1 pseudogene is annotated in these 436 nt (G+C 42.9%); it reads left to right on the top strand.

Going from position 1 to position 436, the window contains the following annotated elements:
• Positions 1-436, top strand: a pseudogene (degU, locus tag BTA35_RS16870) (two-component system response regulator DegU); the annotation flags it as partial.

Genomic DNA, 436 nt, shown 5'->3' on the forward strand with positions numbered 1-436 from the left:
CTATCATCCTGATGTTGTGATCATGGATATCAATATGCCAAACGTAAATGGTGTGGAAGCTACAAAACAGCTTGTAGAGCTGTATCCTGAATCTAAAGTAATTATTCTATCAATTCACGATGACGAAAATTATGTAACACATGCCCTGAAAACAGGTGCAAGAGGTTATCTGCTGAAAGAGATGGATGCTGATACATTAATTGAAGCGGTTAAAGTAGTGGCTGAGGGCGGATCTTACCTCCATCCGAAGGTTACTCACAACCTCGTTAACGAATTCCGCCGCCTTGCAACAAGCGGAGTTTCTGCACACCCTCAACATGAGGTTTACCCTGAAATCCGCAGACCATTACATATTTTAACTAGGCGGGAATGTGAAGTGCTGCAGATGCTTGCAGACGGAAAAAGCAACCGCGGTATTGGTGAATCATTGTTTATC

This window comes from Oceanospirillum linum, from assembly GCF_001995095.2.
GTDB lineage: Bacteria > Pseudomonadota > Gammaproteobacteria > Pseudomonadales > Halomonadaceae > Oceanospirillum > Oceanospirillum linum.